23 protein-coding genes are annotated in these 22,656 nt (G+C 49.7%); 11 read left to right on the top strand and 12 right to left on the bottom strand.

Going from position 1 to position 22,656, the window contains the following annotated elements; translation table 11 throughout:
- Positions 1-43: 43 nt before the first annotated feature.
- The 5 genes from EDC56_RS05080 to EDC56_RS05060 all read right to left on the bottom strand — a co-directional run bounded on the left by EDC56_RS05080 (position 44) and on the right by EDC56_RS05060 (position 5,101).
- Positions 44-670, bottom strand: coding sequence for an Lcl C-terminal domain-containing protein (locus EDC56_RS05080; protein WP_123711399.1), 627 nt, complete (start codon positions 668-670; stop codon positions 44-46).
- Positions 667-2,223, bottom strand: a complete 1,557-nt coding sequence (locus EDC56_RS05075; protein ID WP_123711398.1) for an ethylbenzene dehydrogenase-related protein — start codon at positions 2,221-2,223, stop codon at positions 667-669. The genes EDC56_RS05080 and EDC56_RS05075 overlap by 4 nt, the downstream gene beginning before the upstream one ends.
- 230 nt (positions 2,224-2,453) lie before the next feature.
- Positions 2,454-3,275 carry a lectin OAA family protein gene (locus tag EDC56_RS05070; RefSeq protein WP_123711785.1) on the bottom strand — a complete coding sequence of 274 codons (822 nt, stop codon included), beginning with the start codon at positions 3,273-3,275 and terminating at the stop codon, positions 2,454-2,456.
- Between the two features lie 276 nt (positions 3,276-3,551).
- A complete protein-coding gene (locus EDC56_RS05065; protein ID WP_123711397.1) occupies positions 3,552-4,310 on the bottom strand; it encodes a sulfite exporter TauE/SafE family protein in 759 nt (252 codons plus the stop codon).
- 2 nt (positions 4,311-4,312) lie between these two features.
- Positions 4,313-5,101, bottom strand: coding sequence for a TauD/TfdA family dioxygenase (locus EDC56_RS05060; RefSeq protein WP_123711396.1), 789 nt, complete (start codon positions 5,099-5,101; stop codon positions 4,313-4,315).
- A 643-nt stretch (positions 5,102-5,744) separates the two neighbouring features.
- On the opposite strand from EDC56_RS05060, the gene EDC56_RS05055 reads away from it, so the two are divergent.
- Both EDC56_RS05055 and EDC56_RS05050 read left to right on the top strand, forming a co-directional pair.
- Positions 5,745-6,242, top strand: coding sequence for a GNAT family N-acetyltransferase (locus EDC56_RS05055; protein ID WP_123711395.1), 498 nt, complete (start codon positions 5,745-5,747; stop codon positions 6,240-6,242).
- Between the two features lie 310 nt (positions 6,243-6,552).
- Positions 6,553-7,905 carry a cytochrome P450 gene (locus tag EDC56_RS05050; protein WP_162844081.1) on the top strand — a complete coding sequence of 451 codons (1,353 nt, stop codon included), beginning with the start codon at positions 6,553-6,555 and terminating at the stop codon, positions 7,903-7,905.
- Positions 7,906-7,939: 34 nt separating this feature from the next.
- On the opposite strand, the gene EDC56_RS05045 is transcribed toward EDC56_RS05050, so the two are convergent.
- Entirely contained in the window at positions 7,940-8,278 is a 339-nt protein-coding gene (locus tag EDC56_RS05045) for an FKBP-type peptidyl-prolyl cis-trans isomerase (RefSeq protein WP_123711393.1), read from the bottom strand.
- 119 nt (positions 8,279-8,397) lie between these two features.
- Positions 8,398-8,754 (bottom strand): carbon storage regulator, encoded by a 357-nt coding sequence (locus EDC56_RS05040; protein WP_123711392.1) that lies wholly within the window; start codon positions 8,752-8,754, stop codon positions 8,398-8,400.
- Positions 8,755-8,830: 76 nt separating this feature from the next.
- Here EDC56_RS05040 and EDC56_RS19390 point away from each other — a divergent pair, with 76 nt between their 5' ends.
- The 3 genes from EDC56_RS19390 to EDC56_RS05030 all read left to right on the top strand — a co-directional run bounded on the left by EDC56_RS19390 (position 8,831) and on the right by EDC56_RS05030 (position 10,206).
- Positions 8,831-9,013: a hypothetical protein gene (locus tag EDC56_RS19390; protein ID WP_148059316.1), complete on the top strand. Its 183-nt coding sequence runs from the start codon at positions 8,831-8,833 to the stop codon at positions 9,011-9,013.
- A gap of 206 nt (positions 9,014-9,219) precedes the next feature.
- On the top strand, positions 9,220-9,765 hold the full coding sequence (locus EDC56_RS20035) for a VF530 family protein (RefSeq protein WP_123711391.1): 546 nt from the start codon (positions 9,220-9,222) through the stop codon (positions 9,763-9,765).
- A 42-nt stretch (positions 9,766-9,807) separates the two neighbouring features.
- Complete coding sequence (locus tag EDC56_RS05030; RefSeq protein ID WP_123711390.1) at positions 9,808-10,206, top strand: limonene-1,2-epoxide hydrolase family protein; 399 nt, start codon at positions 9,808-9,810, stop codon at positions 10,204-10,206.
- Positions 10,207-10,305: 99 nt separating this feature from the next.
- Here the strand turns inward: EDC56_RS05030 and EDC56_RS05025 are convergent, their stop codons facing one another.
- Positions 10,306-10,701 carry a cystatin domain-containing protein gene (locus EDC56_RS05025; RefSeq protein WP_123711389.1) on the bottom strand — a complete coding sequence of 132 codons (396 nt, stop codon included), beginning with the start codon at positions 10,699-10,701 and terminating at the stop codon, positions 10,306-10,308.
- A 228-nt stretch (positions 10,702-10,929) separates the two neighbouring features.
- On the opposite strand from EDC56_RS05025, the gene folX reads away from it, so the two are divergent.
- The gene (gene folX / locus EDC56_RS05020; protein ID WP_211333561.1) at positions 10,930-11,292 is read left to right on the top strand and encodes a dihydroneopterin triphosphate 2'-epimerase; all 363 of its coding nucleotides are present in this window, start codon (positions 10,930-10,932) and stop codon (positions 11,290-11,292) included.
- Positions 11,293-11,420: 128 nt separating this feature from the next.
- Positions 11,421-13,811: a hybrid sensor histidine kinase/response regulator gene (locus EDC56_RS05015; RefSeq protein WP_162844080.1), complete on the top strand. Its 2,391-nt coding sequence runs from the start codon at positions 11,421-11,423 to the stop codon at positions 13,809-13,811.
- Here the strand turns inward: EDC56_RS05015 and EDC56_RS05010 are convergent.
- A complete protein-coding gene (locus EDC56_RS05010) occupies positions 13,808-14,959 on the bottom strand; it encodes a GNAT family N-acetyltransferase (RefSeq protein WP_123711783.1) in 1,152 nt (383 codons plus the stop codon). The two genes, EDC56_RS05015 and EDC56_RS05010, sit on opposite strands and share 4 nt — an antisense overlap.
- A 198-nt stretch (positions 14,960-15,157) precedes the next feature.
- Here EDC56_RS05010 and EDC56_RS05005 point away from each other — a divergent pair, with 198 nt between their 5' ends.
- Positions 15,158-15,442, top strand: coding sequence for a hypothetical protein (locus EDC56_RS05005; RefSeq protein ID WP_123711387.1), 285 nt, complete (start codon positions 15,158-15,160; stop codon positions 15,440-15,442).
- A gap of 35 nt (positions 15,443-15,477) precedes the next feature.
- Here the strand turns inward: EDC56_RS05005 and soxR are convergent, their stop codons facing one another.
- Positions 15,478-15,933 (bottom strand): redox-sensitive transcriptional activator SoxR, encoded by a 456-nt coding sequence (gene soxR / locus EDC56_RS05000; RefSeq protein ID WP_123711386.1) that lies wholly within the window; start codon positions 15,931-15,933, stop codon positions 15,478-15,480.
- Between the two features lie 221 nt (positions 15,934-16,154).
- Between soxR and EDC56_RS04995 the strand changes: the two genes are divergently transcribed.
- A complete protein-coding gene (locus EDC56_RS04995; RefSeq protein WP_123711385.1) occupies positions 16,155-17,513 on the top strand; it encodes an MFS transporter in 1,359 nt (452 codons plus the stop codon).
- A 50-nt stretch (positions 17,514-17,563) separates the two neighbouring features.
- Here the strand turns inward: EDC56_RS04995 and EDC56_RS04990 are convergent, their stop codons facing one another.
- Positions 17,564-18,850 carry an NnrS family protein gene (locus EDC56_RS04990; protein WP_123711384.1) on the bottom strand — a complete coding sequence of 429 codons (1,287 nt, stop codon included), beginning with the start codon at positions 18,848-18,850 and terminating at the stop codon, positions 17,564-17,566.
- Positions 18,851-19,076: 226 nt separating this feature from the next.
- Positions 19,077-19,592, bottom strand: a complete 516-nt coding sequence (locus tag EDC56_RS04985; protein ID WP_123711383.1) for a hemerythrin domain-containing protein — start codon at positions 19,590-19,592, stop codon at positions 19,077-19,079.
- Positions 19,593-20,071: 479 nt separating this feature from the next.
- Between EDC56_RS04985 and EDC56_RS04980 the strand changes: the two genes are divergently transcribed.
- Positions 20,072-21,091: an HlyD family secretion protein gene (locus EDC56_RS04980; protein ID WP_123711382.1), complete on the top strand. Its 1,020-nt coding sequence runs from the start codon at positions 20,072-20,074 to the stop codon at positions 21,089-21,091.
- On the top strand, positions 21,091-22,599 hold the full coding sequence (locus EDC56_RS04975; protein WP_123711381.1) for an MDR family MFS transporter: 1,509 nt from the start codon (positions 21,091-21,093) through the stop codon (positions 22,597-22,599). Before EDC56_RS04980 ends, EDC56_RS04975 begins: the two co-directional genes overlap by 1 nt.
- Positions 22,600-22,656: the final 57 nt, after the last annotated feature.

Raw genomic sequence — 22,656 nt, 5'->3', positions numbered from 1 at the left:
TGTTACATCATTAAGGCGTAGCGAATAAGAAATTATGACGATTTTAATTTAATGACTCTTTCGCTGTGACGAGACGGACAAAGGCAGCATTTCGGTAGGGGATGTCGCGCACCTTACCTTCAATAAAGTCGATGCTTCGCGCCCCTTGATGTAAGTGAGCATAAACACCTTGGAGGGGGATGTTGGCATCGGCGGTCCAGTAATCGCCGCGCTTGGTGTAGCTAAAAAAATCATTGGCAATTTTTGCTTTTCCGGTCTGCGGCCTCTGCTGCACCAGGCTTAACAACTCAGCTGAGGTTGGTAGCCGCCAACTACTATAGCCACAGAGCTGTTGTTCGTTGACTCGGCGTATAAGGTCGGCAGTATCACAGCGATCTTTTTCGAAGTAACAGTCGCCTGCGTTCTCGACGCCGAGGCCCTGCTGATACCAAGAGAATGTCCATAGGGCATCGTGAACGGACTCGTCATCGGTCTTGTTTTCCCACACCAATCCAGTTTGGCTATCGACAATGCAAGACCACGGCCCTTGCCATGCTGCGATAGCTTGCCCCTGGGTGTCGAGTTTGGTGTAGCGACTGTCGATAGGACTTTGTGGCTCTAGCTGATAAGCACAAGAGAGAGCGATGGTGATCAGTAACAATAATATAAACGTTCGTAGCAAAGGGGTCATTTCTCGAGTCTCGCGCGTATGGGGCGGTTATGTCGGCTATGGGCTATTTGCACATGGTCGAAGGCTGCGAGCCAGAGACAAACGCCATCGTTAATTGCAAGGTCGTGAGAGGAGCCGGTGTTCAGTGGTCGGAACACCTCTAGAGACCATTGACCATCTTGCCAGACGCCAAAGGCGCGAACGTTGGCGCGATCCCCTTCAATCTGGTTGGAGGTGTATAAAACAGAGGGCAAAATACTGCCGACGGGGTATTGGTCGTTTTCTGCCTGATAGGGGCGACTGTCGTACCAACGCATAACGGTTTCTTGCTCGCTCGCGCTATTTGCTGTGGCGATAGGCAGCCGTTTGGGGGTGATTCCCTCTGGGCTATACCATTGCCAATTCATCCGATAGACCCCCGACTCACTGGCGTCGGGATGATAGCCCGCGGTGTAGCGACGGAGTCCGGCGCGTAGGATGTCGGGGGGGCCGATATAGTTGTCGTCCATCAAACGCATATTGTTACTACGTACCGCCTTCCAATGCCACAGGTCGACAAGACCTTTTTCGACATAGTGATAACCTTTGCCCGACCAATTTTGTGGCTTGTCTTCGAGTGGCTTCGGCCCTAAATGCGCAGAGCCTGCGGCGGCAAAGTCGCAGTTGTTGGCTATCATCATGGCCAGCTTATCTTCGTAGTACTGCTGCTCATCGAAGTGTTGGAAGCCGTTTTCTTTTACCTGCCAGCCCTGTGCTGTCTTTTCCAGGGGGAGGTGTTGTAGGCTCTCCGTGGTGTCTGGCCATTGGATAAGAAAGAAGGCATCTTGGCCATTGTGCAGGGCCTTCACGGTGATAGGAGTTGTGCTCGCGCCTCTACTACCATGGCTATAGACGGTTAAGCTTTTCGCCTGCTGCCAGATGGCCTCGTCGGCCTTGCCATCGATGGTGATTGCGACATCCTCAGCAATGCGTTTAAATACTAAGGAGTGTGCCGATGTTGCTTTCAAGGTATAGCTGACAGCGATGATGGTGAGTGTCATCACGGACAAAATAATGACTTGTTTTTTTCTCAGCTGCATCAAGGGTGACAGTATGTGCTGTAGCGTGGAGCAGCCAAAGGTGAGCAGATACACGACGCCGTGGGCGAAGATATAGCCGATAAAAGCTAAGGCTAATAGATAATGAATCAATAGCAGGTCAATAGAGGCCAGTGCGATGTTTTCGCTATACAGCAGGCTGCCACTGATGATGCTGAGCACGCAGATGATGTACAGTAAACGGTTAATCAGTTTGTGGTACTTCTCTAACGTTGTTGCTGAGCTATTGCTTGGGCGGCTGATCAGCCGCTTGCTATAGCGTAAGTAGGCGTATACTACTGCGGTCAAGCTAAAGACTAGGCCTGAGAGAAAGTGCCAGCTGTGCATCTCCCCCTGTGGCAGCCAATCGCTGATAGCTAATAGATAGTCATGGTCTAAAATTGCGATACGTAAGCCGGTCAGCAAGCTGATCAAAATACATGTGATTGCAACAAGGTGTAATACGGCCCAAAGCGATTTATTATTATTGATCATCATACCTCCTGAATATGGCACAACGATAACAAGCGAATGCTAATTTTTTATGACGATAACGCTACAGTAATGAAAATAGGGCGCAACACGGTGTGTTAATGATTATCCCGATGAATAGTAAAGCTGAAGAGACAGGGAGTGGGAGAGGGTAGGGAAGAGAATAGAAGGTAAGAAGATAAGGGGACGCTTGCGGCAAGCCTTGCCGGTGATGGTCACCAGCAAGGCGACTCAGTTTAGGCGGGCTCGGTTTCGCCGACTACCGATGCGGATATAGCAATGCTACCCTCGTTGAGGTAGGTCATTTCGCCGCTTAAGGTCTCGCCTTGATCATCCGTCAGCAGGGATAACGCGGTTACTGGTTGGTTATTACGATAACCAATGACCCAGATCCCTGCGGGCTGCCATGGAGCACTACTACCGCCCCATTGATTTTGCACTTTGTAGTTATTGGCGCCAATTAAGCTCGCCTTGAAGCCGATAGCCCCCTCGTTCGCGTAGGTCATCGTGCCGGTCAGTGTCTTACCGTTGTCGTTGGACTGAACGTCGATCGCAATGACGGCTTGGTCTAGGCGAGAACCAAGCACCCAGGTGCCTCCTTCGCGCCAGGGCTCCTGGCTGCCGCCCCACTGATTGACGACCGTAAATGCTTCGCCGGGTGCTCGGCTCGCGTTAAAGCCAATAGCACCTTCGGATTCATAGGTGGTCGTACCTGAAAGCGTGTTGCCACCATCCGTAGATTTGACACTTAAGGCAATAATACTTTGATCAGCGCGAAAGCCGAGTATCCATTGGCCTGCATCATGCCACTGAGCATCACTACCGCCCCACTGGTTTTCGACGCGATAGTTGTTGCAGCCATGGCGTGTTGCCCTGACTGAGATAACCCCCTCGCCTTCATAACTCATCGTGCCCTTGAGTGTCTTACCACCATCAAATGATTGCAGGTCAACGGCAATAGGATTTTGATTATCACGCGAACCTATAATCCATTTACCGCCCTCATGCCAGGGGGCTGAGTTGCCGCCCCACTGATTTTCTACTTGATATAACGCCATCATATATTCCTTATATGTTCGTTCATCCTTAATTTATTAGCATTGCACGGTGGCGATTAAGCCAGGCAACGATGACATCATACACAGGAATGTGTGGATGGAGTATTGGTGACGATGATTTTCATTAATATTTAATAAAATGATTTGTTGGTTTGTTTTTTATAATTTATCGCAATAGTTGTTTGTTTTTCTATGGTGAAAACTATACTTTTTTAGCGGACTTTTTGTTTTGGCATGATTGATAGTTTTGACTGGCTTAATGTGATGAAACCGAGATTATAGCGAGAGCGCTAGATTACTAATGCCTTGATAGCCCAGCACACACATAAACAGTGATAAGACATAGCGAATGATGACTTTATAGCTCTCAGCATTAATTTTATTCTTGATGCTAAAACCGACCATTAAACCGATACAGGCGGCAAGTGAAATCATCACGAGCGCGGAGGGCTGTATATCATCTGTGGTTAAGTGTGTCGCAAGTATTGCAATTTGCATTAATTTACTGAGTAAAAAGCAAGTGTTCGAGACAATGATAATCTCTTTCGTCGACTTACTGACCTCCAGTAAATAGATCATCAGAATGGGGGCGACGGCATTAGTTGCGCCGCCAATACTGCCGGCAAGGCTGCCCATCACGAGTGCAAATAGCACGGGATGACCCGCAAGGTGCGATGAGTACTGTTTAATGTTATTTGAAAATAGGTAGAGAAAAATTGACAGGGCGAGCAACAGCTTGAGTATGTTGGGGTTGGCCCAGGTAAGTACCCAGGCGCCCAGCAAGCTTGCTGCGGCGACGGTAGAGATAATTAAGCTGTAGCGCCGAATGGTCGCTATTAGATCGCGACAGTTGAGCAGGCTGGCGATTATCACCACGAGAGAGGGGATAATCGTCAACACTACGGCCGTCTTCAGATCGTAAGCAAGGGCGAGCACGGGAGTTGATAGCATGGGGAAGCCAAACCCCAGTGCGCCGTGAACGGACCCTGCTATTAAGATTAATAGCAGGCCAATGATGAGCAGTTCGATTGTCATGCTTAACTCACTTTAGAAAGCGGCGGCATATTAAAGCGAATACGCTTCAAGTGCCTTTTCTTGTCCTTAACCTGTGTTCTAGCGTGCAAGAAGCGACGGTTATCCAGTAACAGTATCTGCTGATCTTGTAGGCAGACCTTCAGCATATTTTGCGGCAGTGAGAGCTGAAGCTCTAATTCGGCTAATGCTTCGAGTTCGGCTTGTGAGCAGCAGTCTCGCTCGATAATGTCATGACGGTATCGGAAACCATGGTTCTCATCGATCAGGGGAGCATGAATAAACTCCTCATCCTTATGGAACTCCTCTGGTACACGGAGCTTAAATTTATGGGTCGATAAAATGTCAAAGCTGGCTTCAGATAGGCTCTCAATAATTTTGTCAGTATTGATGAGTACATTGATACCGCCGCCAAACTTGTCTGCTCTGACCACATAGAGACCAAAGTAGCCTGGCATCTCCTTTTCAAAAGCGCCGTCATTATGCAGGCTGAATTCTTGATCACCATGGGAGATGGCGAGGCTCTCCTTGCCAGTTTCGCCGCCTACTTTGACATCCCAGACGGTCCTTCCCATCGAGTCGTGTTCATGGACAAGGCCGATTTCGTTGACAATATCATTCATAATCTTGGCAGCATTGTCGGCAAAGTTCAGGTTGATAATAGCGATGCCCTTTTTGAGCAAGGCATACTTATACGGCTCATAGTCAATTGACTCAGCCGAGTCGATGTCGAAGCGGCAATACTGAGGTACACGAAGTGTTGTGGCGTATGGCATGAGGTGGAGTGACGACATAAATAATAATTCCTTGTATTCGGTTAAAAGTTTTATTGAGCTTTATTTTTCTACGCACCGGCTTATCTAACCAGGCTTGTATGTCTTTTTTGGTACGTTGAAATTACTATTAATTAATGATTCTGTTAAGCGTCAATAAGAAGAAATAATTTCATTGTTACCGTGTTGTTATTATTAGTCTCACAGGGCCTTAAAGCTTTCTATAAGCAAAAATACCTATGGTGGTTTTGTTTTTATAATTCGGTTTTTTTGTATCGTATTTTTCAATTATTGTTGGTTTTTTTCTGCGATAAAATGGTGCGTGTTGTTGTTGCTTGAGCGGCTGAAATCGATGCGCGGAGGTGATGAGTCCGTCGTTCTATATAGGCGCCGTGTTACGGTGAGATCACTACAGCGAATTTTGGGCTACGGAGAGAGTTAACCTCAGCGAAGCTGAACGGTCATCTTGCTTGTAGGACAAAAACACCATTTGAGGGGAGAGTTTTAGCTGTTAAGATGGCTGCGATTATTGCGCTGTTGCAGCTGTTATTTGTTTAGGTGGATCACTTTGACTATTTATTGCTAGCAAGGCGTGGTGTTGACGTCGCACATTTACGGTGCCCATTTTGCGACATTAAAGGGCAGTCATTCTGGAGGTTAAACTGTGAGCGCTGTCTCAATTTATTATTTATCAATGACCAGCCCAAATCAGCTGGTTGAGAAAGTTGAAGCAAAAGGGCTCTCGGTGATAGAGGCTGAAATCGACGAGTACCGGCTCAATAAATACCTTTACCAGTTGGTCGGCGAGCAGTGGCAGTGGCAAGATAAACAGCATCAATCTGACGATGCCTGGAAGGCCTACGTTGAGTCGCCAGCATTAAAAACCTGGGTCGCCTACTATCGTGGGACTATCGCAGGCTACTTTGAGCTGAAATCTGATGGTGAAGGGTGTACTGAGATCGCCTACTTCGGTTTGGCCCCTGCTTTTATTGGTCGAGGTTATGGTGGTTACTTACTATCGCAGGCCATTAAACAGGCGTGGGCTATAGAGGGGACAACGCGTATTGAGGTCAACACCTGTTCACTGGATCATGAGGCGGCCTTGAAAAACTATATCGCCAGAGGTTTTCAATTGGTCAGAGAGGAGGTCTCGGGCAGTTAATTGGCTTGCTCGACTCTTTTGCTGGTCGTAATCAGGGTGTCTTAAGCGTTATTCAATTTTTAGCCTTTTAGCTGAATACATCGGCATCACCTTTTCTCGTGGTACTTTGCCCTCTTCTCGTATATTAGGCAGCCAGAGGGGGGAGCTGCAATTGCGGTTCCCTCTTAATTTTGCGAGCATAGTTTGTTAATAATATAAGCACTTTCAGTTGACTCATGAGCTATCTCGAAGAGGCTTTAGAGGTGTCTGCTGCGGCGTTTCTCTCGTTTAAGCAGGCGGGCTTGCTACAAATAATAACAAGGATATGAAGATGAACAAACCGCTGTTGAACGAGCTCGAAGAGACACGCTGTGCGCCACCAATGGTGAGTGGGCGGTTGCCGTTAATAGGCCATGGTCTGGAGTTTTTGCGGGATCCTCATAAGGTGATTCGCCGTGGTTACGAGGAGCACGGTATGATCTTCTCCCTCGACTTGGGCTTAAAAAAAGGCGTCGTGATGTTGGGGCCTGATTACCATCAATTCTTCTTCAAGGAGACAGATGGCATTTTCTCCATGCGTCAGGGCTATGAAACGCTATTGAAAATGTTCGACAAACGATTATTCACCTTTGCCCACTTGACGGAATCGCAAGAGCAGATGAAGGTGATTTTGCCTTTATTGAAGAATAATGATCGCTTTATCGAGCTGATGGTCACTGAGATCGACGACTTCATGGCCAATACCTTGGGTGATGAGGGTGAGATCGATCTAGTGGAGGCATTTGGCCCGCTGGTTATGCACATCGGTGCACACGCCTTCTTCGGTGAGAATTTCCGCTATCAGCTGGGTGAGGAGTATTTCCAGGTGTATCGCGAGTTTTCCCAAGGTGCCGATGTCATCCTGCCTTCCTGGCTGCCGCTGCCAAAGTTTAGACGCAGCAAGCAGGCCAAGGTAAAGGTTGAGGAGATGATTTATAACTTGATGCAGGAGCGACGCAAGAACCCCCTTGAGCCGAAGGACTTGTTCCAGGAGTTGATTGAGTCAACTTACTACGGCGGTCGTCCAGTGCCAGATAAGCTATTGATTAGTATGTTGCTGTTTATTCCTTGGGCGGCCCATGAAACGACGGTGGGGCATACCAGCTGGACGCTGATCGGCTTGTTGCAGAACGAGGAATATCTTGCTCGTGTGAGGCGCGATATCGACGAGGTCGTGGGTGATCGGCAGAGCTATCAGTCTGCTGAGTTGAAGCAGCTGAAGAGTATTGACTGGGCGATTAAGGAGTCAGAAAGAATGCACCCGGTGGCGCATGTGATTATGCGTGGCGTTCGAGATGATATGGAGTTTGATGGCTATGAGGTGAAAGAGGGCACGATGGTATTTGTCGCCCCGGAGACCGCACATAATATACCAGAGGTGTTTCGTGAGCCGCATAAATATGACCCGCTGAGGTTCTCGCCCGATCGCCTAGAAGATAAGAAAAAATTCAGTCTCATTGGTTTCGGGGGCGGAGTACATCGCTGTGCAGGGGTGAACTTTGCCAATTTAGAGATGAAGCTGATCATGGTTAAGTTACTGCAAAACTACAATATTACACTGGTCGATAAAGATCCACAGCCAAAGAAGGGGCTGGAGACTAAGTGGCCGGAAAGCCCCTGCCGTATTCGCTATAGCAGGCGCTAGCTTTTACCCTGTGATGACTGACATTGGCTAGAAGTTAGTCGTCACGGGTGAGTACTTCCAGTAACTCGATTTCAAAATTTAGATCGGCGTTGGCAGGGATGGCGTCGCCCATCTTCCTTTCACCGTAGGCCAAGTGTGAGGGGACAAACAGCTGTCGTTTTCCGCCGACCCTCATGCCCATGAGCCCTTGATCCCAGCCCTTAATCATGCGCCCGGTTCCGATGACACACTGCAACGGCTTGCCGCGTTCGTAGGAAGAGTCGAAGGTGCTGCCATCGGTGAGATAGCCGCGATACTCTGTGGTGATGAGTGCCCCTTTGACGACTTCTTTGCCTTGCCCTATTACTGTGTCTGTTACCACTAATTCTTTCATTTCTCTGCTCTGCACGGAGTTGCTAGAAGATCAATCTGAGTCGTTGACTGTTATGGCGATATTAGCATAGCGGTATCGTTTCAAATATCGAATTCTGCGCAGCAACTCTGTGGCGCTTGTTACGGCGTACTACAGTTTTCGCTAAGGCTTGTTGATGATTCCTGGCTGCGCCGACGCCTAAAGCTGATCGTCGTCCCTTTGAATAGCGTCGTAGCCTTGTTCGCTGCAGGTTTATCTGCCGCAAGGTAGCGATCGTTCATCGGCGGGTTGCGGTGAAGCCTAGGTAGTCGCCAGCTTCGGCCTTTTTCCGCCTCGCGTCGCTTATGAATCTCGGCACGATCGATACGCATGTTGTTGGGGGCGGAAACCTGTAGCTCGACACTGCCTTCGAACAGTGACTGCCGAACGGTGATGATGATGTCGCCGTTGATCACGATGGACTGGTTGATACTGCGCTGTAATGATAAAGGCATCATCTCATCTCCCAGTATTTATAGTTGATGGATAACGTGGGAGCTTGTCGCTGTTTGGCGCTAAAGCCGATCGATTGGCATGGGCGGATACTGGCTTGGCTTGGCTTGGCTTGGCTTGGCTGGGGTGGGTGGGCTTCATCTCGACGTCCTGTCTTTGTTATTGTTAACCATCATGGTGATCTCGGCGATAGGCTTGGTTAGCGTTGTGGTCTTGAACGTTCTGGCCTCGCCGGTTCCTTGTTGTCTAGCCAAGCAACAGTAGCGTGAGAAGCGGTAGACAGGCACCGGGGTGGCTTGCGACGGAGGTGATGAGAGTGAAAGAGGGGATCAGGGGAGTTAATTCGCGATGTCTGTCTGCCAGCTGTTATACTGAGAGACTTGGTAGCAGGCAGGTAATCTTTGCGCTGTTGCCACTTACTGGTAGTTTTAGCCAGTGGAGTCGTAGCTAATCGAGAGTCAGATATCCTCATGAGCGAGATAGAAGTACAAAAAAACAATCCTCTACACGGTTTGAAACTGGAGGTGTTGTTAACAGAGCTGGTCGATCATTATGGTTGGGAAGTGTTGGCATCGGTGCTGAAGATGCACTGTTTCAGCAGTAACCCTAGTATTAAGTCGAGCCTGAAATTCCTTCGTAAAACGACGTGGGCGCGGGAGAAAACCGAAAACTTTTACCTTTATAAGTTTAAGCGCCTGCCGAGACCGAGCGATGAGGAGTTTACCATTCCACCGCGCGATCGAATTATTCCTCTCAATCAGCGCCCGGGAAAACCGATGGTATTTAGCGTAGAGGGGCGGTCGGAGCGTCGATCACAGCCTTCTGTTGCTCCCAAGGTGTATCGTCGGGATAATCTTGCCGAGGAGCAGAAGCCCGTTGATCGAGCGCGAGGCAGCGATAAAGGTTTTATGAGCGAGAAAGACTCCACTGGAGAGAAAGATTCCAGCTCCACTAAAGAAAAAGACACTAGCAGCGCCAATAGTAAAGTCGACCCGTGGGCTAAGTGGCGGGAGTGATCTCTGGCGGGTGCAGTCCATTACAGCGATACAGGGAACCGTATGATTGACCGTGTTAAAGCCCCCGAATGCGTGGAAAATATTGCCTTGGTTAAAGACTTTATTGCGGCAATCATGCGCAACGAGAAGGCCGAAATACTGGCCTTTTTTGCCGAGCAAGCCTGCTACCACAACATACCGATGGAGCCGCGCCAAGGGCGAGAGGAAATTTGGCAGGAGCTATCCATCATTCACAGCTTGGCGAGCGCGATTGATTGGCAGTTGCATCATATTGGCAGTGGTGAAGGGGGTTGTGTTTTTACTGAGCGCAGCGACCGTTATCAAGTGCGTGGCCAGTGGGTCAGCTTTAAGGTCATGGGCATATTTGAAATTGTTGATGGCCGAATTATGCACTGGCGAGACTATTTCGACTTACAGCAGTGTATGCAGCAGTTGAGTTAGTGCAACCATGCAGGTATTGGTTTAGAGCAGGGAGTGGCAGAGGTGAGCTTAACAGCCCGGCGAACAACAGGCTGTTAAGTGGCTTTGTGCCGAGAAGGCTTAACGGCAGATAGCGGGTAATGGGCCGGGCGCCGCGGCCTGGGTCATGGTAAATTCGTCGGCTAGCGAGTGATAGACCGTCGTGTGCCAAACTTCGCCATTGTCGAACTCAAACTCGATAGCATAGTTCATGCCTGCAACGACCTGAGAGCGTACCTTGGTAATCTTTTTCAGTTTGAGCGTGGTGTTCATTTGGCTCAAGACGCTGTCGAGGGCGGCTTGTGCGGTGGGTGTGACTTTGCTATCTCGCCAACCACCCATCATGCCCTTCATTGCTTCACAGCTGGGGAGGTCTTTCGCTGGGCTTGTAGGCTGACTCGTTGCAGGGCTTTGGCTGCTACAGGCGGCGAGGGCGAGCAGACAGCAGGTGGATAAAGCAATTTTATTACGTAACATAATGAGCCTCGTGGCAATGGATGTGACAGCTTGTCAATATAAGCAGATCTGACACGATAACACGCTGTTGAAATTGAGCCTTTGATAAGGGGCAATTGATACTGTTGTTTGTTGCGTCAAAGCAGTGGTGAGGAGAGGTGAATAATGTCAAAAGCAGCAAGATAAGCCTCCACATTATTGCTTACATAGTATATAAAATGGGCATGCAAGCCTTAAGGATAATGATCAATGCAGATTAGTAACGCCATTATTAAGATCACCAATTTGCGACTACGAACCTTTATTGGTTTCAACGAAGAGGAGCGACAGAAACAGCAGGATATTGTCATCAACGTGGAAATTCACTACCCCACCTGTGATGCACTACAGAGCGATGTCGTCGAGTCGGCACTCAACTATAAGACGATAACCAAGAGCCTTATTAAGCATGTCGAGGAAGGACGTTTTTTATTGTTGGAAAAGCTGGTCGGCGATCTATTGGCGATCTGTATGGAGCATAGCAGCGTTAATTTTGCCCGGGTGACCGTTGATAAGCCCCATGCACTGCGCTTTGCTGATTCGGTATCGTTGACCTTTGAGTCGGAGCGTTAGGCGATAGAGTTATCTATAGAACATTGGCTTGTTAACAGCGACAAGGAGTGTTGTTTAAGGTCTGTCATTGCGGCATGCTCAATAAGCTGTTTGGAATAGGCAAGAATAAAAATATAAAGTTAGGGGCTATGTGCAAAACGTTTTATACGATCATCACCCTATTGCTGTCGCTGTTCGGCGTTTTTAGTCACGCCGGTGTTATAGCGCTTGAGGATGGGCAGAGCTACGTGCTCTCACCCGAGCTGGAATACAGTGTCGATAGCAGTGGCGCAGTGACGGCACAGCAGCTCTATACTGACCCTACTTTACTGAACTTCCGTCCACTGTTGGATTTCGCTACCCCGGCGACTAAAGAGGTGGTCTGGTTTCGCGTATCGCTACAGAATACGGAGGAAAATCAGCAGGACTACATCATTAACTTTAATGATGTTTTGTTCGAAGAGTTGGAGCTAAATTATCTCCTCCAAGGTGAACTTGTGCAGCAGCGGGCGGGCTTAAACTACGCGTTTTCCCAGTGGCCGATACAGCACCAATTTGTGGCTATGCCGCTGACGATTGCCGCTGGTGACAGCATTGAGCTGTATTTTAAAATCTATACAACCAATACGCCGCTTATCTACCCGGTGATTAGCTCGACCACGGAGTTTGCTGTTAATACCTCGAAGTCATTGATCATCAGCCTGTTGTTTCTGGGGGTCGGCTTTGGCATCTGTATTTTCATGGCGATATTCGTGCCTATTGCCATGCCTAATGCGCAAGCCTATGGTTTTCTTGTCTACCTGGTGTTATCGATACTGACGATCATGGGTTTCTCGGGGGTCTTTCAGTATTTGCTGGACGATAGTCCCGAATGGCATAAGTTTCTTATGATCGTGTTGTTGGGGTTAAATTTTATTAGCATGATGGCGATGGTTAACCTCTTTTTCAGAGTCTATCAGTTGAATCGATGGCTACATGGCTGCTATCTGTCAATGTCGGCCACTGTTCTCATCACGATCAGCTGTTACTACTGGCTCGGTGGCTACGAGACAATGATCCGCCTGATGGTGGTGATGATCTTTAGTGTCTATGTTTTATTGATATTTACCTCAGTGTTAAAGATCTACCAGGGTTACCCGAATGCGGGGCGATTCCTATTTGCAATGGTGATCTATTTCTGTAGCTGTTCCTATGCCATTTTTGCCTCATATGGTTATCTACCCTACAGCCCGTTGATTCGTCATAGCGTCGGCTTCGGTATTATTATTCAATCGATCATCGTCTGCTGGACTATTGCGGTGATGGCGTCAGTGGAGAAAGAGCGAGCGTTAAAGCTTGCCCAGGAAGTGGCCATCGCCAAGGCCGCAAGCCAAGAAAAAAGTGATTTGTTGGCTACCATGAGCCATGAAATACGCACACCGGTCAACGGGGTATTGGGGATGGCGCAGATGCTGGAGTCAACCCAGCAGTCGGTGCAACAGGCGCATTTTACTCGCGTAATTTTGAATTCAGGCAATATGTTATTGGCAGTGATTAGTGACATCCTCGACTTTTCTAAGATCGAGGCGGGAAAGATGGAGCTGGAGCATGAGCCGTTTAACCTGCGTGCTGTGGCCGATTACACCGAAACTATTTTTACCAGTCAGTCACTGAGTAAGTCGATTGAGTTTACCGTGCACCTTGCCGACGACTGCCCCGTCGATTTGTGTGGCGATACGATACGCTTGCAGCAGGTTCTGAACAACCTGCTTAGTAATGCCTTCAAGTTCACCGAGCGGGGCAAAATTAACGTCTATATGGGGTTGCTGAGCCGTCAGGAGGATAGAGTCATGCTCATTTTCAGCATCTTCGATACGGGTATCGGTATTGCGAAGCCTATGCAGTCACAGTTGTTTGATGCCTTCGTACAGGCCGACCGATCGACGACGAGAACCTATGGTGGAACGGGGCTAGGGCTCTCTATTAGTCAGCGCCTAGTGCGTATGATGGGGGGTAAGATTGGTGTTAATAGCGAGCTGGGCAGAGGATCCGAATTCTGGTTTACAGCCAGCTTTCAGCTAGTGAGTGATCGCGTTGCCTATCGAGGGCAGGAGGCGCTTTATCGTGGCTCGACACAGAGTTCTCTGTCTACTGAGGCGGGCGAAGGCGCGGAGATTAAGCTGTTAGTTGCCGAGGATAACCCGGTCAATCAACAAGTCATTATCGCTATGCTGAATAAGTTAGGGGTTGTGCCGACGATGGTTGATGATGGACAGCAGGCGCTGGAGCAATATCAGCGACAATCGCCTGTTTTGAAAGCGGTAATCATGGATCTAGAAATGCCTCATAAGGACGGTTACGCTGCAACACGGGAGATTCGACAGCTTGAGCAGCGTGACGACCTGCCCGCCATACCGATTATAGCTATTACTGCGAATGTCATGGACGATAATATTCTGCGTTGCTATGAAGCGGGTATGAATGAGGTGCTTACTAAGCCTGTGCGACTCGTAGAGCTCGAGCGAGTGCTGAAGAAGTTCGCAGTATTGGAGGTGTGTTAAGGCGAGCGACTGTTTGATTTGAAGGGCAGCAGCGCTGTGGCTTCAGCTTTGTATCGATCAATGTGAGCGTCTTCTTGATCGATAAAGCGTGTGATCGCGTCGTGAAAACCAGGGTGCTTCAGCCAGTGATTCGAGTAGCTGTAGTAGGGCTGGAAGCCTCGCTGTATCTTATGCTCACCCTGTACACCAGGATCGAACTGCTTGAGGCCATGGGTGATGCAGTAATCAATCCCCTGATAGTAACAAAGCTCAAAATGTAGGCTGTCGAACTCCTCGCTGCAGCCCCAGTAGCGACCGTAGAGGTGCTCAGCGTCTTGGAAGCTTAGTGCGCCAGCGACATAACGGTCGCCGCACTTGGCCAGCATTAAGACGGTATGTTCACTCATGGTCTCGCCTACTTGCAAGAAGAAGGCGTGGTCGAGATAGCCGGCATGGCCACTTTTTTTGGCGTAGGTCTGCCGATAGAAGAGGGCGAATTGTCGCCAATGTGCTGGCGTGATCTGGTGTCCGGTGAGGGTTTCGATGCTGATGTCTTGCTCTACAATTTTCTGGCGTTCGCGGCGCAGGTTTTTGCGTTTGCGTGAACTGAAGGTGGCGAGAAAATCATCGAAGCTGTGAAAGTTGTTGTTCTGCCAGCGAAAATGTACTGCGCGGCGGCGTGGTGCACCGAGCCGGAGTAGTTGCCTAGAAAGTGCTGCGTTGGGGAATAGCAAGTGCCAACCCGACAAGCTGTTTTCTGTGGCCAGTTGTTGAATGGCCTTTAGTAAATTTTGTACGATCAGCTGTTCGTCGTATCCAGCCTTGAGGCAGAGGCGTGGGCCCGTAACAGGGGTGAAGGGGATGCTGGAGACTAACTTTGGGTAGTAATCTAAGCGCTGTTGCTGGTAGGCATTGGCCCATTGAAAATCGAAGACGTACTCACCGTAGCTGTGACTTTTCAGATACAGAGGAAGTGCGGCGACTAGGGCTTGGTCGTCATAGATCAGTGCGTGATGTGGCTGCCAGCCAGTGCGTGCCGTCACGGCGGCGCTGTCTTCAAGGGCTTGCAGAAACTCATGACGAGTGAATGGAAAGTTGGTGCCGGCAATCTCGTTCCAGTCCTGGCGGCTAATGTCGGACATCGAGTCGATAAATTGTACGCTGAGCATGGTTTTTCGCATGATGGTGCTGACTGAGGCCGTTGTCGCGCCTATGATTATTTTGCTTCATTCTATAACAGCGCAGCTGCAGAGGGTATTGGTAAGTGAAGGTTGGCAAAAGTTAATCAAAGTTGATGTAAGCCGCTCGTGAACATTGACTATCAGTTAAAATTACTGGGCTATTGTTCGACTCACAGGAGATTTGTTATGTATTCGCTGGTCTTGATTACCCTATTAAGTGTGGTATTGCCCTTTGGGGTGCATGCGGGGCTTGATCATGTGCCGGAGGCGATGGGTACAGAGCCTCAGTTACATCAGTCGAATAACGATGAATCAGCACAAGCATCGAACGAGGAGGTGGCAGAGGTAGAACATTCTCAGCCTGTTGATGACGCCTCTGACCAGCCGATTGCCGAGCAACAGCAAGAGGCTCTGGGTACTCAACAGGGTAATGATGAGACGGGCTTATTCGAGTGGTATAAACGGCCTTAGCGCTAACGGCTCTCATCAAAAAGCTTGCTGTCAGTTTAAGCTTTATGTGTGTTGAGAATACGGCGAGGCCCTTGCCCTTGATGACCGACAGTGTCCTCTGGGTTCAGTAGTTGACACTTCTTCAGGCTTAAACAGCCGCAGCCAATACAACCGCTGAGGTTGTCTTTGAGCTTTTCTATTAACAGCATGCGCTGTTCAAGGTCGTGTTCCCATTTTCGGGCGATGATGTTCCAGTCTTGCTGACTGGGGGGACGATCGAGTGGTAATTCAGCGAGTTCATAGCCAATCTCCTCTAGAGTAAAGCCGACGAGCTGAGCGACCTGAATGAGCGCGATGCGGCGTAGCATGGCGGGGTGATAGCGTCTTTGGTTACCCGTGGTTCGCAGCGATTTTATCAGCGATTTACTCTCGTAAAAGCGCAGCGCAGAGGCCGCTACACCACTGCGTTCCGCAGTCTCACCGACAGTGAGTAATTTCGCGTTCTTGGCCATTGTTTCTCTCTCCCCACTGGTGATGATCGACTCGCAGCCTAATTAGTTATTGACTTAAAGTTAACTTTAACTTGTATGCTGCGTTTCGAATAGCCTGGTGGTGTTAAATTTTCTGATGGAAGTTGCCTCGTCGTCGAAAAGATATGAGCTGACTGTTATAAGAAATAGAATTAAAACAGGCTGTTTTGTTACTTTAAATCTGTATAGGAAGTATAAAAACGATGAAGCGAATACAGCCATTACTCATAGGCCTTATTTTAATAGAGGCTATTTATGCATTTGATACGATGGTGTTGGCGATCGCGATGCCATCGGTGGCGAATGATCTCGATGGCCAGGCTTGGTATAGCATTGGCTTTGGTGTCTTTATTTTGGCTAGTCTGGTCGGGGTTGTTTGGTCTGGTTCGAGTGTTGATAGTCGGGGGGCGCACTATGCTCTACTGCGTGGCTTTGCGTGTTTCTCTTTAGGATTGATTGTAGCGGCGCTGGCGGAAAACTTCTTTGTTTTTATCGTTGCGCGTGGCATACAGGGGTTGGGCGGCGGGGTGTTAACAACGGCGGCTAATGCGTTGATTAATGCCGCCTATGACCGCGAACAAAGGCCGCGCATTATCGCACTGTTAAATACAGCGTGGATGGTGCCGGCGCTATTAGCGCCAGGTGTTGGAGGTTTTTTGGTCGAGGGCATTGGCTGGCGTTATATTTTTTGGTTGCAGTTGCCGATTTTGCTCGTAATAGGCTATTTCTTCCTGCCATTGGTTCGACAATATAAGCCGAGCTCGTCATCACAGGTAAACTTTTCGCTGACACCGACGCTGCAACTGGTATTTGCATCTGCGTTGATTCTATTACTGCTCAATCAAGCTGAGGTATCGCCGTTATTACTGCTGTTGCCGCTGGCCTTTATGTTGCTCTTCAAGGCGTTGCAGCGTTTATTACCCCCCGGCACGTTGAGTGCTCATTATGGCTTGGCAGCTAGCTTGTGTGGTTTGGCGTTGACGACTTTTGTTTTCTATCTATCAGAGATCTTTATTCCGCTGCTGTTGACGGAGGCGTATCAGTTATCAGCGACAAGCGCTGGCTTTGCGTTGACTATGGCTGCCGTTACTTGGCCCATCGGTGGGGCATTACAGGCTTGGTTGATTCAGCGATATTCTTACCGTTTCTGCGTCAGTGCGGGCTCGATAGCAATGATTGGCGGGCTCTTTTTGTTGCTGCTACAAGCTTGGCTGGGCTGGTCGCACCTGTGGATCTATCTCGCTTGGGGGTATATGGGGGCTTGTCTCGGCCAATTGAAGGCGGCTGGCCGTGCTTGTGCGATGGAGTTTACCCAGCCCGGACAGGAGGGGAGTACTGCAAGTGCGAAGGGGGTCTTAGATGCTTTGGCGGGAGGTTTGGCCGCAGGAGTGGCAGGAATGATTTACAATATCGGTCAGCAGCAGCAATGGTCGCTGACAGGTAGTGTGAGCCTGGTTTGGTTGGTTGCGCTGTCAGTGGCTTTTCTTCTCTTGCCATTAGCTTGGAGCCGGTATCCGAAGGGACAGCGCAGGGCGGTGAGCATGCTCACCGCCGAGGGATAAGAGGGAGGGCGCAGTTAGTGCGATACTGTTTGCTTCGCGTGGCGGTAAGCTTATGACTGGCGAGGTTTGAATAAGATTGGGGTGTAGTGCCAGAGGAAGCAGCCGAAGGCGATACCCCATAGGCTAGCACTGATATCCCAGGCTAAGATTGGTAGGCCGAGCTGGGGTAGCACAAAGCGCAGTAGCGCGGCCAAGAACGTTAGGGCAAAAGCAATAGCCATCACTGGGTGCGGCTGTAGTGGTCGGCCGGTATGCCCGAGGGAGACTCGAGCAATCATCGCTAAAATCATCGCGCCAATAGCCCCTATTGTGATGACGTGTAGGGCGTCGGCAAGGGGGAAGTAGTTTTTAAAAGTACTGACCCCGACCAATATCAGCCCGAGGCCAAGGGCAAAATAGCTGGCGTGTAGTGACCATAATAATGGCACCTTGCGTGTTGCCCAACTGTGCCAATGACTTAACTGAAGTAGATAGAGAGTACCAGCGACGATCAGCAGGGAGCCGCTTATTGCTGTGCTGAAATAGCTGGTAAAATAGCTGGCGAAGTAGATGACGATGGCGACGACGGCGACGGGCGGACAGAGTCTGTTGAGACGCGGCGTATCGGTGACGGCCGCCTCGGGAGCGCCGCGACGCGTGAAGAAGGGAATGACTCGGCCACCCATGATGCCGGCCAGGAGGCTGAAGACAAGGATGGCACTGATGGCTAGGTGGATGGTGAGGGCGTAGTTGCCGGCGATGTCAGCGGCGAAGATGCCGAGGTTGAGTGCCATCATGAGAAAAAGAATGACAACAAATTGATAGTTACGACGGCTGCGTGCCTTGAATACCATTCTGGCGAGACAGCCGATGGCGATCGACCACCAGAGGGTTTGTGCGGTGATGGTTGCAATGACTACAGTGGGGCTATTACCCGTGAGTAGCAGCAGCTGTACGCTCAGCCATAGTAGGCAAAAAATGAGCAGCCCGCCGCCGTGGAGGCTCCGTTGGTTGGTCCAGGTTTGTGCGGCAGTGAGTAGGAAGGCGACGGCGACGGTGGCAGCGAAGGCGAAGAGCATCTCATGAATGTGCCAGGCGAGTGGGCTGAGGGTGTTGTGCTGCAACTGAGGAAGCAGCCCGTGTAGATAAAGTAGCCACAGGGTTAAACTGAAAATCGACGCGAGGGAGGCGAGCAAGAAGCCGGGCCGAAAGGCGAGGTCTAACAGTGGCTGGCGTAATAATTGACGTGACTTTGATAATGGCTCGGGTTCGGCGGGGCGTAGACTGCCATCGGCATTGAGCTTCATCTTGGTCCGTTTAGGTTCATCCGGTTCTTTGATGGTGAGAGGTGAGGGCATGGGCTGTCTTCCTCGGACGGCTGGAGAGTTGCCGGCCACGATTGTTCGGAAGCTATATTATGGGCCTAAACGGTGTTGGCTTGTAGTTTTTTTGGCGTTTGCTATCAGGTGTGGGTAGGTTTAACTAATCGATCGGTTTACGCGGGGGATGATTTGCTTTTTGTTGGGCTCAGCGTGCGCCGCGGCTGAAGGTCTTCAGGCGCGACGGCTGGTGAGTGCTGCTGTCTTAGCGAGCTTGATAGAGCACGTAGAGTGATTTTTCTTCCAGCGAAACGCGACGGGTCAAAACCTCACCGACCGCGCCGTAGTCGCCTTCGAATTCAACAATTCTATCGGCATTAAAATGTCCTTGATACTTTTTACAGAACTTGACCGCCGCGGTGGCGATATTATTCATGTCGTAACGGAACTCCTTAACGATCTTGAGGTTGTAGGGGTCGTTACTGAGCGACTGTTCTAGATAGACATAAAATTTGACGTTTTCAGTTAGTAGGTGTGCTTGAAATTGACTTTTAAATTCTCTTATTAGAGAAGCGGTCTTGAGATAATCCTTTTGCTCGAACCCCTCTTGCCAGATGCGTCCAAATAGCGTGACAAGGTCGGCATGATCCCTCTCTAACTCGTTGATTAGATTTGGGTCGTATTGGATGCTCTTACTTTGTGACGGCGCAGGTGAGGTCGTCTCTTGTGGCGGCTGTTTGTCTCGCTTATTTTTAAAATAGTCGCTGATAAAACTAAACACGTTGAGATACCTCTGGGTCGGGTTAGGAGCGTTGAGCTAGCAGGTCGAGCACGACACGGTTTGCGATAGGGCAATGCGTTATCGTGTTTTTACCTATGGCTAGCACGAGCGGTCGTTATTTTTATGCATGGCTCACAGTTTATAGAGAACACTGTAGGAAAAATATATTAAATATATGATCTTTGCCACAAATCTACGAAAAATACTCATACCTAACAGTAATTTAACCTTTACGGGCTAGTTTTGGAATTCCGTGTTTTTAGCCGCTTTTTTCTGCAATATGTCTTATTTTAGGATCTTGATAGTACAGCGGATTAAGGTACGAGTAGTCTTTTATACGGGTTTTCTTTGATGGAATATAATCTCTTAGTACATTAAAATACCCGGCTTGCTGGGGCTGTTTGCCTGATGATTTGGGGCGAAGAGAAACAATGGTTGGCTTCGTCTATCATGAATAGACTAAACGGGATAACTGCACTATGAGCGCTAACGACTCTGCCCCTCACCAGGCATCATCGAGGAAGACCGTGTTATTGGCGGCCTGTGTTATCGCCGTGTTGGTGGTGGCGACACTGCTCTACTGGCATTATTCAGATTTGCGGCCGAGCACTGATGATGCCTATATTCATGCCGAGGTACTATCGGTGGCGCCGCAGGTGGCAGGGCAGGTGCTATCGGTACATGTAGATGATTTCCAGCATGTTAATCGAGGCGACCTACTATTACGTATCGATCCCCAGGCTTATACACTGGCGTTGAAACAGGCACAGGCAGCCTACCAGCTGGCGCTACAGCAACATCAGATGGAAGATTCACAAGTGGCCGTTGCCGTTGCGGCGGTTGAGGCGGCGCGGGCGCAGTTAACCGAGGCGCAGTTGGAATATGATCGACAAATCGAGTTGGTAAGGCGCAATTTGGCGGCGGCTCAGACCGGTGACACCTTTAAGAATCAATTGGCACAGGCGCAGTCGAAGCTCGACGAGAGTCGTGCCTCGCTACAGAGTGCGATCAGTAGCCGTGGTGCCGATGGCCTCGATGCAGCGGTTGTTCAGCAGGCAGCGGCACGCTTGGGGCAAGCTGAACTCGACCTGAGTTATACCGAATTAACGGCTCCCTTCGATGGCTTTCTCGGTGAGGTAACAACGCAACAGAATGCTGTCGTCGGTGTTGGTCAGCAGCTCTTTCCACTGGTGAAAGACGGTAGTTATTGGGTACAGGCGAACTATAAAGAGACTGATATGGCACGGCTGCAAGAGGGACAGCCTGCGCGGGTAGAGGTGGACATGTACCCCGGTTACGAGTGGCAAGGCCGGGTTGATAAAATTTCCCCAGCCAGTGGCAATGCTTTTTCACTGCTGCCGCCGGAGAACGCCACCGGTAATTGGGTGAAAATTAAGCAGCGCTTTCCAGTAAAAATTCGTCTTGAGCCGAACGACGATGCGCCGCCGTTGCGTATTGGTGCTAGCGCCATTGTTACTGTTGATACTACGCAGAAGTGATGATCAGTGCAGCGGAGGCTGAAGCGAGGCCCATTAACCGTGGGCTGATTACACTGGCAGTGATGATATCTGCGGTGATGGTATTGATCGATATGACCATCGCCAATGTCTCTCTGCCTCATATGATGGGCGCGCTGGGCGCAACCTCGGATCAGATCACTTGGGTGTTGACCGCCTACAGTATGGCGGAGGCGATCTTCATTCCGATGACCAGCTTCTTCGTCGCTAAGCTGGGTACACGTAAGCTTTTTCTTATTTCTATTATTGGCTTTGTCGTGGCCAGCATGCTGTGTGGCCAGGCGCAAACGATCGAAGAAATGGTGTTTTTTCGTATCATTCAGGGGGCCTTTGGCGCCTTTATGATTCCCTTGGCGCAGTCGACGTTAGTGCGGGTGTATTCGGAGCAGCAGCGCGACAAGGCGATGGCGATCTTCTCTATTGGCATCCTATTGGGTCCCATCATCGGCCCTGTTCTCGGCGGGGTAATTACAGAGCATTTAGACTGGCGATGGATTTTTTATATTAATCTACCGATAGGCTTACTGTGTCTGGGAATGATTTATCGTTACCTTCATTTAGCAGAGGAAGATGATAGTTCCTCTATCGATTGGGGGGTGGTGGCGATGATGGCACTCGGTGTTGCCTCGCTGCAGTTTTTTCTCGATATGGGTAACGAGAAAGATTGGCTGGAATCCCGTGTTATCCAAGTCGCTCTCGCGCTTGCTGTCTTGGGCATGGCTGGTTGGGTTTATCGCAGCTTCAAGACGCGCAGCGATGTGGCGCCGTTGTGGGTGGCGAGGGACCGTAACCTACTGGTCTCTTCGGTGATGATGGCGATGGTGACTATGTTGTTATTTGGTGTGGTCTCGCAGCAGCCGATGATGCTAGAGGGGCTGCTGCATTACCCCGCGGCGACCACCGGAATGTTGATGGCGCCGAGAGGCATCGCTGCGGCGACGATGCTGTTGGTGATTATTAAACTGGACCCACCTCTGGGGCCGCGACTAAAAATAGCGCTGGGGCTCTGTTGTTGTGCTTTGGGGACTTATCTGATGATGAGTTACTCACTGAATATCGACTTCTATTGGATCATCATGCCGTCGATCATTCAGGGAACAGGCCTTGGGCTGGTATTTGCGTCACTGTCGAGCGTCGCCTATACCACCGTCGATAAGAAAGATGCGGTGGCGGCGGCGAGCATCTTTAATCTGTTTCGCACCATTGGCAGCTCTATCGGTATTTCGATTGTGACGACGTACCAGTTTAGGCAGGCACAGCAGGCGTGGAACGAACTGGGCCAAGGAATCAATCCGTATAGTGATAGTTTGCAACACTGGGGACAGGCAAGTGGCCTGGGGAGCCAGAGTCCACAGGCATTGATGGTGTTACAGGCGCAGTTAGCAGAGCAGTCACAGCTGGTGGCCTTTGTGCACGTCTTTGGCCTGATCTTTATCGGTTTTTTACTCGCTGTACCATTACTGCTACTATTTCGGCTACCTAAAAAATGAATCGCTAGAACCCTCAGTTAATACGAAAAATGCTTTTATAGAGTGTCTCGTTAAATG

The sequence above is a fragment of the Sinobacterium caligoides genome (genome assembly GCF_003752585.1).
GTDB lineage: Bacteria > Pseudomonadota > Gammaproteobacteria > Pseudomonadales > Sinobacteriaceae > Sinobacterium > Sinobacterium caligoides.
The sequence above is the reverse complement of the archived record's forward strand: the minus strand, read 5'-3'. Positions and strand labels throughout refer to the sequence as shown.

Coding starts and splice junctions, on each gene's coding strand:
- EDC56_RS05080 (WP_123711399.1), bottom strand. CDS start 670: ATGACCCCTTTGCTACGAACGTTTATATTATTGTTACTGATCACCATC.
- EDC56_RS05075 (WP_123711398.1), bottom strand. CDS start 2,223: ATGATGATCAATAATAATAAATCGCTTTGGGCCGTATTACACCTTGTT.
- EDC56_RS05070 (WP_123711785.1), bottom strand. CDS start 3,275: ATGGCGTTATATCAAGTAGAAAATCAGTGGGGCGGCAACTCAGCCCCC.
- EDC56_RS05065 (WP_123711397.1), bottom strand. CDS start 4,310: ATGACAATCGAACTGCTCATCATTGGCCTGCTATTAATCTTAATAGCA.
- EDC56_RS05060 (WP_123711396.1), bottom strand. CDS start 5,101: ATGTCGTCACTCCACCTCATGCCATACGCCACAACACTTCGTGTACCT.
- EDC56_RS05050 (WP_162844081.1), top strand. CDS start 6,553: ATGAACAAACCGCTGTTGAACGAGCTCGAAGAGACACGCTGTGCGCCA.
- EDC56_RS05045 (WP_123711393.1), bottom strand. CDS start 8,278: ATGAAAGAATTAGTGGTAACAGACACAGTAATAGGGCAAGGCAAAGAA.
- EDC56_RS05040 (WP_123711392.1), bottom strand. CDS start 8,754: ATGATGCCTTTATCATTACAGCGCAGTATCAACCAGTCCATCGTGATC.
- EDC56_RS19390 (WP_148059316.1), top strand. CDS start 8,831: ATGGGCGGATACTGGCTTGGCTTGGCTTGGCTTGGCTTGGCTGGGGTG.
- EDC56_RS20035 (WP_123711391.1), top strand. CDS start 9,220: ATGAGCGAGATAGAAGTACAAAAAAACAATCCTCTACACGGTTTGAAA.
- EDC56_RS05030 (WP_123711390.1), top strand. CDS start 9,808: ATGATTGACCGTGTTAAAGCCCCCGAATGCGTGGAAAATATTGCCTTG.
- EDC56_RS05025 (WP_123711389.1), bottom strand. CDS start 10,701: ATGTTACGTAATAAAATTGCTTTATCCACCTGCTGTCTGCTCGCCCTC.
- folX (WP_211333561.1), top strand. CDS start 10,930: ATGCAGATTAGTAACGCCATTATTAAGATCACCAATTTGCGACTACGA.
- EDC56_RS05015 (WP_162844080.1), top strand. CDS start 11,421: ATGTGCAAAACGTTTTATACGATCATCACCCTATTGCTGTCGCTGTTC.
- EDC56_RS05010 (WP_123711783.1), bottom strand. CDS start 14,959: ATGCTCAGCGTACAATTTATCGACTCGATGTCCGACATTAGCCGCCAG.
- EDC56_RS05005 (WP_123711387.1), top strand. CDS start 15,158: ATGTATTCGCTGGTCTTGATTACCCTATTAAGTGTGGTATTGCCCTTT.
- soxR (WP_123711386.1), bottom strand. CDS start 15,933: ATGGCCAAGAACGCGAAATTACTCACTGTCGGTGAGACTGCGGAACGC.
- EDC56_RS04995 (WP_123711385.1), top strand. CDS start 16,155: ATGAAGCGAATACAGCCATTACTCATAGGCCTTATTTTAATAGAGGCT.
- EDC56_RS04990 (WP_123711384.1), bottom strand. CDS start 18,850: ATGCCCTCACCTCTCACCATCAAAGAACCGGATGAACCTAAACGGACC.
- EDC56_RS04980 (WP_123711382.1), top strand. CDS start 20,072: ATGAGCGCTAACGACTCTGCCCCTCACCAGGCATCATCGAGGAAGACC.
- EDC56_RS04975 (WP_123711381.1), top strand. CDS start 21,091: ATGATCAGTGCAGCGGAGGCTGAAGCGAGGCCCATTAACCGTGGGCTG.